Genomic DNA, 6,243 nt, shown 5'->3' with positions numbered 1-6,243 from the left:
ACGCGAAAATCGCTCCTGATTTCCCCTCGTTTTAGAACCGTATAGAAGCCGTTTGGACGCTCATTGCCGAAGTCAACCATCCTGCGAAATGGCCTATGGCGAACACGTAAGTGTATTTGCCTGAATGCTTGGCGCGTATGCGAGTGGCAATTTCCGCTCGGAAAACCACGCTGCCGTGCAGGTTCGGCCGGGTAGCGGTTTCCCGGCAAACAACGTCGAAATTCATATATGTATCGCTCGACGGGCCAGAGCTCTACTGGATTTCTAGAGCACATCGTACAAGCGCTGCGGCGGCTGGGTTGGCCGGCTCCGAAACGCTTCAAGAATACGGCCTGGTGGAGTGAGGCGCCCTGCCCCAGCAACGATGGCCTACCGGCCTTTATCGGCCTTCAGTCGCTGACTACCAAAGATGGCCAATTCATTGTTGTGTTTTGGGAGACAGCCCTCCATGGCGAGGGAGCCGCGAATACACCGAAGACGCGGCCTTGGACCGGCTCATGGAGCTTCGCAGGGGGTTGAGCCCAGGAGAAATTCCGGAGCTCGACACGCCCTAGTATTGAATGGTCCGGTTGCTCGATTTGCAAGCACCGCCTTGCGCTCTCTAACCGAGCCCTTTGTTCGACCCGCCGGAGGCGGGGCGGAGTTTTTGTGGGACGCCCTTCGTCCCGACAATTTGGATTGGTGCATTGGAAGCGGCAGGGTCAAGGTTGCGTAGCACCGCCGGAGGCGGCGACCCGTTAGGGGCGACCTTGAGGCTGTCGCGCTCTGTGCTAGTTGACCGGCGCGCTTAATGCGCGCGCCGGAAGCGCCCGACTAGGGCGCCCGTTATGGGGTAGGCGGGGTGGGAGACCGCTCAGGGTCGGGGCGAAGCGTAGCCGGAGCCCAGTCGGCGGGGGCGAAGCCCCAAGAGGCGGTGCTGCCCTTCCGGTGTGTGTTGGGGCCAGCGGAAATATCCACATGCGTAAATTGTCCCCAGCGGAAAAATTCAAATTCTCTAATTTCTTAAGTTCAGGGGCTGAATCGATGAACGAATTCAGCGGTTTCGGCGGCAAAGGCCTACCAAAGGGGTGGCTGTCTCCTACAAAACGGGCAGATCGTCTCCTACGAAACGGGTGCCGGTTTCCTACAAGACGGGTGGCTGCCAAAGAACGTGGGCGCGCCTACCCACTTCTCCTACCAAACGGGTGGCTGCGGCCGGGGCACGGCTCCCAGCGCCGATTTGCCGGATTCTCTTGCACCCAACCCCGCCAAATGGCTGCAGCGGACACGGAGGTCTCCTACAAAACGGGTGTGACTCCGATAAGTGTGGCTGTGGCTGGGTTTTTGCGGGCTATGTCTCCTACCAAACGGGCGGCTGCAGCGCGGTTCACTATTCCTACTTGACTGAAGGTAGTGGTAGGCTACGGTGAAATCCTATGAGTCGCACGGCTGCGCAAAAAACAAACCTCAGCGGTTTTCCCAAGCCCGGCGAGCTGATCGAGATGACCGGCACGCATGCCCTGGAGGCAAGCGACCGGTCGATTTTGAACCTGCTGTACCAGCATGCCCATGACAGCGGCCGACTGCTCGATCCGACCGCCGAATGGGAGATCCCGTTCGTCGATCTCCGCCAAGCCATCACGAACCACGAAGGCGTCGACCGGCTGCGCGCCAGCCTTGAGCGGCTGATGAACGTCAAGGTCAACGTCACCTATATGGCGGATATGGGCGAAGGCCACGAGCCGGAGCCTCGCGTCGTGACCAGCGTCATGTTCGATTTCTTCGACCTGCCTAAGAAGAACCTGACGCGCCGCCCGACGCTCAAATACGGCATCGCGCGCAAGCTTGCGCCGATTCTGGAAAGCTCGGCGCGCTGGGGGCGCATCAAGGCCGAAGTCGTCTGCTCGATGACGAGCAAATACGCGATTGCGCTGCATGAGCTGATCCAGCTCCGCGCCAATCTCGACCGCTGCGTCGAGCCGTTCGCCATCGACCGGTTCCGCGAATTGCTGGGGGTTCCCCCCGGCAAATACGGGCGCTTCGATAATCTGATGAGCAAGGTCATCGAACCTGCCCTGCTGCAGGTCAACGGCCTCTCCGATATGGGCGTGAACCTTCAGGCGAAGCGCCGGCATTCGCGCGCGCCGGTGCATGAGGTCGTTCTCAACTGGTGGCCCAAGGAAGGCGACGCGTTCCGCGACGCCGCCCGCGAGCGCAACCGGCCGAAAGTCGGCCGAATGGCGCGGCTGCGCGGTCAGGTAGAGAAGGTCGAAGCACCCGGCCCGCGCCTCCCCTCCCCGGAGGATCATGCGGAGCTTTCCGAAACCCTCGCAAAGATGCGAGCGGCAGAATAGCAAAAAGCACGTTTTCGTGCTTTTTACCTTTATTCGGGTTGTTCCGCAGAACGCTGTTCCATCGCCAGATGGTCACGCATGGGAGCAAGCGTCTGTAGCAGGGTCCGGAGGAGCTTTTCGGCCTCCGCCGTGTCATGACCCTCGCGGGCCAGTCGGGAAATGAGTTCATGCTGGCGTAAAATTCGCGCTTCCGCTTCGCGGACGTGTCGCTCGGCCTGGGCGAGCGGCGTCTCATTCCGCATCAATCGTCATTCTCCGCGCGGTAGGCCTCAAAGCATCGGCGCAGAAGCTCGTTGAGCTTCATGTCATGCCGCGCCGCGTAGGTTTTGAATTCGCGGCGGAAGGACGCCGGCAGGCGGAAGTTGAGCGGGACCAGCTCTTCCCTGCCCTCGCCCGCGGGCTTTGCCGTCGGCTCTGCCGCGCGGTCGGCGGCAGGTGCAGCGGCGCGCGTCGGCATGTCCGCCGCCGGTGCGGCGGTCCCTTTGATGGCGACAAGGCCTGCAGTCAGTCCAGGCTTATTGCTGTTGCCGCTCTTCATGCGTTTACCGCTATTTTTTGTGCTTTCGTGCTTTTGGTCATTCGTGCTTGCACGAATTTCCAAAGCTCGGCCATCTCCTCGGCACTTCTGCCCTTCCCGTCCGTCTCCTGGACGGTCCTGCCGTCGATCATCGAGCCCGCGTAGTCGACGCGATCGTGCATGACCGCCGGGGCGACCGTGCCGTGCTCCGAAAGCGCGGCGACCGCGGTCACCGTCAGCCGGGTGTTTGGCTTGGCCTGGGTCAGCGCGAAGATGAAGGGCTTGCCGGCGTCCTGCACGAGCTCGACCGTCGAGCCGACGGCGCGCAGGTCGTGCGGGCTGGGACGCGTCGGAATGACAACCAGGTCGGCGCTGCCCATGACCGAGCGGATGGCTTCAGTGATGGCAGGCGGCGTGTCGATAATGGCGATTTCATAGCCTGCTGTTGCGAGCGCCGCGAGCTTCTCCGGAAGCTCGGCGACGCTTACCGGCGCAAGTGCGGGCGTATCAGCCTCGCGCACATTCCACCAAGCCGAGAGCGAGCCTTGTGGATCGGTATCGATCAAGACTGTCGGGCCGGCACCGGCCGCTTCGGCGGCGATCGCGAGATGGGCCGCCAGCGTTGTCTTGCCGACCCCACCCTTTTGGCTTGCGAGAACGATAACGTGCATATCGCCTTTTGGTTTTCGGTTATTCTTGTTTTCCAATAAACCAAAAAGCACGAAAGCACAACAAGACTATTTTAGGGTTTTTGTGCTAGCACGAAAGCACTCTAGCGGGAGGCGAGAAGGCACAGCAACGCTTCCTGCTGTGGCCCGTGGCCTTCATCGAGGAAATCGCGCAGCTCAGTGAGCGAGGGTTGACCGCCCGCGGCTCGGTTGGGCTGATGACGCACCTGCAGTCGCTCGGTACCGGGTTCCTCAAGCAGAGGCCACACATCACCGTTGGAGCTTCGGTAGATGACCGTTTCACTTGTCGCCATTATTAACCTCAATAATGCGTGCTTTCTTCTTAGCACGAAAGCACGCAGGCGGGCACTTGTGAGAGTGGGGCCTCCGGAACCGCCCGAAATTGGAAGGGGATGCCCGCGTTCTTCCGGACGTTGATGGGGGAACTACCAACGCTGGATGGGAAAAATGCAGCAGCCCGGCCTTCATAACCGACACCGCGACAAGAACGGCGAGATCAGCCGCAAGCACGGCAATACGCTCGTGCGCACGCTTCGGCGGATCTACGGCGCGCATTTCGCGGCAGGCGAGCCGGAGACGGCAAAGTTGACGGATGTGCTGCACATGCTCGATGAGCCATCGCTCAGCGCACTCGTGCATGACAACGAGCACGGTCACCTGGAGCAGAAGATCGCGCAGCACGGGTGAGGTCGACCTTCCAGCTACTCGCTTTCGATGAGTCCGCGCACCTGTTCGCCCGGGCGCAGTAATCGGTAGCCTTTACTGATGACGGCGCGGCCGTTCACACGGATAGGCTCGTAGACGCAGGATCGGCCTCCGCGGTCGGAGACGGCGATCTGCTCCGGCATGTCGTCGCCATGCTCCGTGCCCCAGGCGAGGGGGGTGAAGGCGAGGTCACGCCCGTCGAGCTCGTCGTCCTGTGGCCGCTCTTCGGGCGTGAGGCTGCTCACCTGGCTGGGCACATAGGTGAGCGCATGCCCTGCGCGATCGGCAACGCGGAGCGCCTGGGGCATGGTGTCCGGGTAGTCGCCGTCATGCTCAAGCGGTGTGAAACGGAGCATCCTGCCGGTCCGCGACGGGTCCTGGGGACGCTGATCCGGGGTAAGATCCTCGCAGGTGTGGAGGTTGCCGTTTTCAATAATTCGCATGGTCACGCCTTGCGCCGCCGCGGCGGCGCTTCCTCAGTCTCGGCCTTCTTCGCCGCCCGGCCTTTGCCCGCGACGGGAAGGAGCAAATTCGACTGACGGCGGTCGGAGGGCTTCGCCTTACGTTTCGCAGCGGGCTTCGCCGTGTCTTGCTCCTCGGCTAGGCTGCGCTTGAGCGCCGCCATAAGGTCAACGACGGGCGGGGGTGACGAAGCAGGAGCGGGTGTAATAGCTCTCCCCTGGAGCTTCGCGTCGATTAGCGCGCGCAGGCCTTCCTGATAGCGGTCGCGGAAGGTCGAAGGATCGAATTGCGCGGTGCGCCGCTCAATGATGGCGCGGGCGACGGCGATCATATCGTCGTCGAGCTCGGCCGCCGCGCCGGTGAAGCCGGCGGCGCGGACTTCCTCCGCCGCGCGCAGCGTGATGAGGACCATGCCGCCGCTGCGGGGGTCCACAAGCACCTGGCGCTCTCGCCGCGCCATCGTCACGCGACCGATTCCGGCCACGCCCGCCTCGGCCATCGCAGCGCCGATCACGCCGAAAGCTTCCTCCGCCACCTTGCCGTCCGGGTGGAGGTAATAGGGCGCGTTGAAATACACCGGGTCGATGTCCGCGCGCGGCACGAAGCTCGTGGAGGTCGATCGTATGCGAGCTCTCCAGGTCGAGCGATTTAAGCTCCTGTGGGGTGAGCGTCACGAATTGGCCGCGGTCGTATTCGTAGCCGCGCGTGACTTCGCTCTTCTCCAGCTGCTCGCCGGTCTCGCGGTCAACCGGCTGCAGCGCGATACGGGTCGCCGGGCCGGGCGGCGGGCCAGCGTTGAACGCAGGAGCACGCGGGCGCGAGGGCGGGGAAGGGAAGGGAACCGGTTCGGCCGCAGCGTCACGCCGTCCGCGCACTGGCGGCACATAGTCGTCTTCCTCATCCTCCTCCGGCACGGGACGGCTGACGCGGATCTGGTTCAGGCGGATGGATTTCGACTTGGTCGCCGCCGGCGTGAGATAAACCGGGCAGGTGACCAGCGACAGCCTGAGAAAGCCTTTCCATGTAGCGCGCGGCATCGCCGGCCTCGTCTTCGATTTCGACGAGTCAACGGTCGGTGCGCCGGGAGCGATCCGGACTACCGCTTGCGGCGGGACGCGCGCGGATGGCTGGAGGGCGGAGCCGTGGTCGGCGGGGGAGGGGCGTCGGTCGCAAGCGGCCGCGTCACCTCGCGCGCAGGTTTATCCTCGCGCATTCCCTGATAGACGACATGGCGGAGCAGTCCGTCATCGGTCCAGGTGAGGAAGGTCACTTCGGCCACGAGCTCAGGCCGTACCCAATGCACGCGCGAGAGCACGAGCGGGGACCCGAAGCGTGACCTCCCTACCCTGCCAATCGGTCGAGACCGGCCAATGGTACGGTCGCGGGTTTTCGCGCGTCGCTACCGGGGCGAGCTCGCGCAGGATTTTGTCGAAGTAGATCACCTCGTGCGTGCCGCGTCGGCGGCACGCCAGGTCGAGCGCCACCATGAAATCGGTGATCTCGATCGCGTGCTCGATCTCACCGCGCTTGGCGGTGC

9 protein-coding genes and 1 pseudogene are annotated in these 6,243 nt (G+C 63.1%); 2 read left to right on the top strand and 8 right to left on the bottom strand.

The genetic code is table 11. The features are described from left to right. Positions 1-1,415 precede the first annotated feature (1,415 nt). Positions 1,416-2,333: a replication initiation protein gene (locus tag JOZ79_RS05205; RefSeq protein ID WP_294071548.1), complete on the top strand. Its 918-nt coding sequence runs from the start codon at positions 1,416-1,418 to the stop codon at positions 2,331-2,333. 241 nt (positions 2,334-2,574) lie between these two features. On the opposite strand, the gene JOZ79_RS05200 is transcribed toward JOZ79_RS05205, so the two are convergent. From JOZ79_RS05200 to JOZ79_RS05190, 3 genes are read right to left on the bottom strand one after another with little or no spacing between them, the layout of a single operon-like run. Continuing rightward, the gene (locus JOZ79_RS05200) at positions 2,575-2,871 is read right to left on the bottom strand and encodes a hypothetical protein (protein ID WP_294071546.1); all 297 of its coding nucleotides are present in this window, start codon (positions 2,869-2,871) and stop codon (positions 2,575-2,577) included. Continuing rightward, positions 2,868-3,572, bottom strand: coding sequence for a ParA family protein (locus tag JOZ79_RS05195; protein ID WP_294071543.1), 705 nt, complete (start codon positions 3,570-3,572; stop codon positions 2,868-2,870). Before JOZ79_RS05195 ends, JOZ79_RS05200 begins: the two co-directional genes overlap by 4 nt. 50 nt (positions 3,573-3,622) lie before the next feature. Further along, positions 3,623-3,832 carry a hypothetical protein gene (locus JOZ79_RS05190; RefSeq protein ID WP_294071540.1) on the bottom strand — a complete coding sequence of 70 codons (210 nt, stop codon included), beginning with the start codon at positions 3,830-3,832 and terminating at the stop codon, positions 3,623-3,625. A 154-nt stretch (positions 3,833-3,986) separates the two neighbouring features. On the opposite strand from JOZ79_RS05190, the gene JOZ79_RS05185 reads away from it, so the two are divergent. Then, positions 3,987-4,226, top strand: a complete 240-nt coding sequence (locus tag JOZ79_RS05185) for a hypothetical protein (RefSeq protein WP_294071537.1) — start codon at positions 3,987-3,989, stop codon at positions 4,224-4,226. Positions 4,227-4,240: 14 nt separating this feature from the next. On the opposite strand, the gene JOZ79_RS05180 is transcribed toward JOZ79_RS05185, so the two are convergent. The 5 genes and pseudogenes from JOZ79_RS05180 to JOZ79_RS05165 form a co-directional block, all read right to left on the bottom strand. After that, positions 4,241-4,687, bottom strand: coding sequence for a hypothetical protein (locus JOZ79_RS05180; protein ID WP_294071534.1), 447 nt, complete (start codon positions 4,685-4,687; stop codon positions 4,241-4,243). 2 nt (positions 4,688-4,689) lie between these two features. Next, positions 4,690-5,307 (bottom strand): Ku protein, encoded by a 618-nt coding sequence (locus JOZ79_RS05175; RefSeq protein ID WP_294071531.1) that lies wholly within the window; start codon positions 5,305-5,307, stop codon positions 4,690-4,692. Positions 5,308-5,326: 19 nt separating this feature from the next. Next, a pseudogene (locus JOZ79_RS14120) lies at positions 5,327-5,743 on the bottom strand (Ku protein); the annotation flags it as partial. 59 nt (positions 5,744-5,802) lie between these two features. Then, positions 5,803-5,985 (bottom strand): hypothetical protein, encoded by a 183-nt coding sequence (locus JOZ79_RS05170; protein ID WP_294071528.1) that lies wholly within the window; start codon positions 5,983-5,985, stop codon positions 5,803-5,805. 4 nt (positions 5,986-5,989) lie between these two features. Then, positions 5,990-6,243: hypothetical protein (locus JOZ79_RS05165; protein ID WP_294071526.1), on the bottom strand; the 254-nt coding region annotated here is incomplete at its 5' end.

Origin of the sequence: Sphingomonas sp. (assembly GCF_019242355.1) — a bacterium.
GTDB lineage: Bacteria > Pseudomonadota > Alphaproteobacteria > Sphingomonadales > Sphingomonadaceae > Sphingomicrobium.
The sequence above is the reverse complement of the archived record's forward strand: the minus strand, read 5'-3'. Positions and strand labels throughout refer to the sequence as shown.

Excerpts from the sequence above, each read along its gene's own strand:
- JOZ79_RS05205 (WP_294071548.1), top strand. The coding sequence starts at position 1,416 with ATGAGTCGCACGGCTGCGCAAAAAACAAACCTCAGCGGTTTTCCCAAG.
- JOZ79_RS05200 (WP_294071546.1), bottom strand. The coding sequence starts at position 2,871 with ATGAAGAGCGGCAACAGCAATAAGCCTGGACTGACTGCAGGCCTTGTC.
- JOZ79_RS05190 (WP_294071540.1), bottom strand. The coding sequence starts at position 3,832 with ATGGCGACAAGTGAAACGGTCATCTACCGAAGCTCCAACGGTGATGTG.
- JOZ79_RS05185 (WP_294071537.1), top strand. The coding sequence starts at position 3,987 with ATGCAGCAGCCCGGCCTTCATAACCGACACCGCGACAAGAACGGCGAG.
- JOZ79_RS05180 (WP_294071534.1), bottom strand. The coding sequence starts at position 4,687 with ATGCGAATTATTGAAAACGGCAACCTCCACACCTGCGAGGATCTTACC.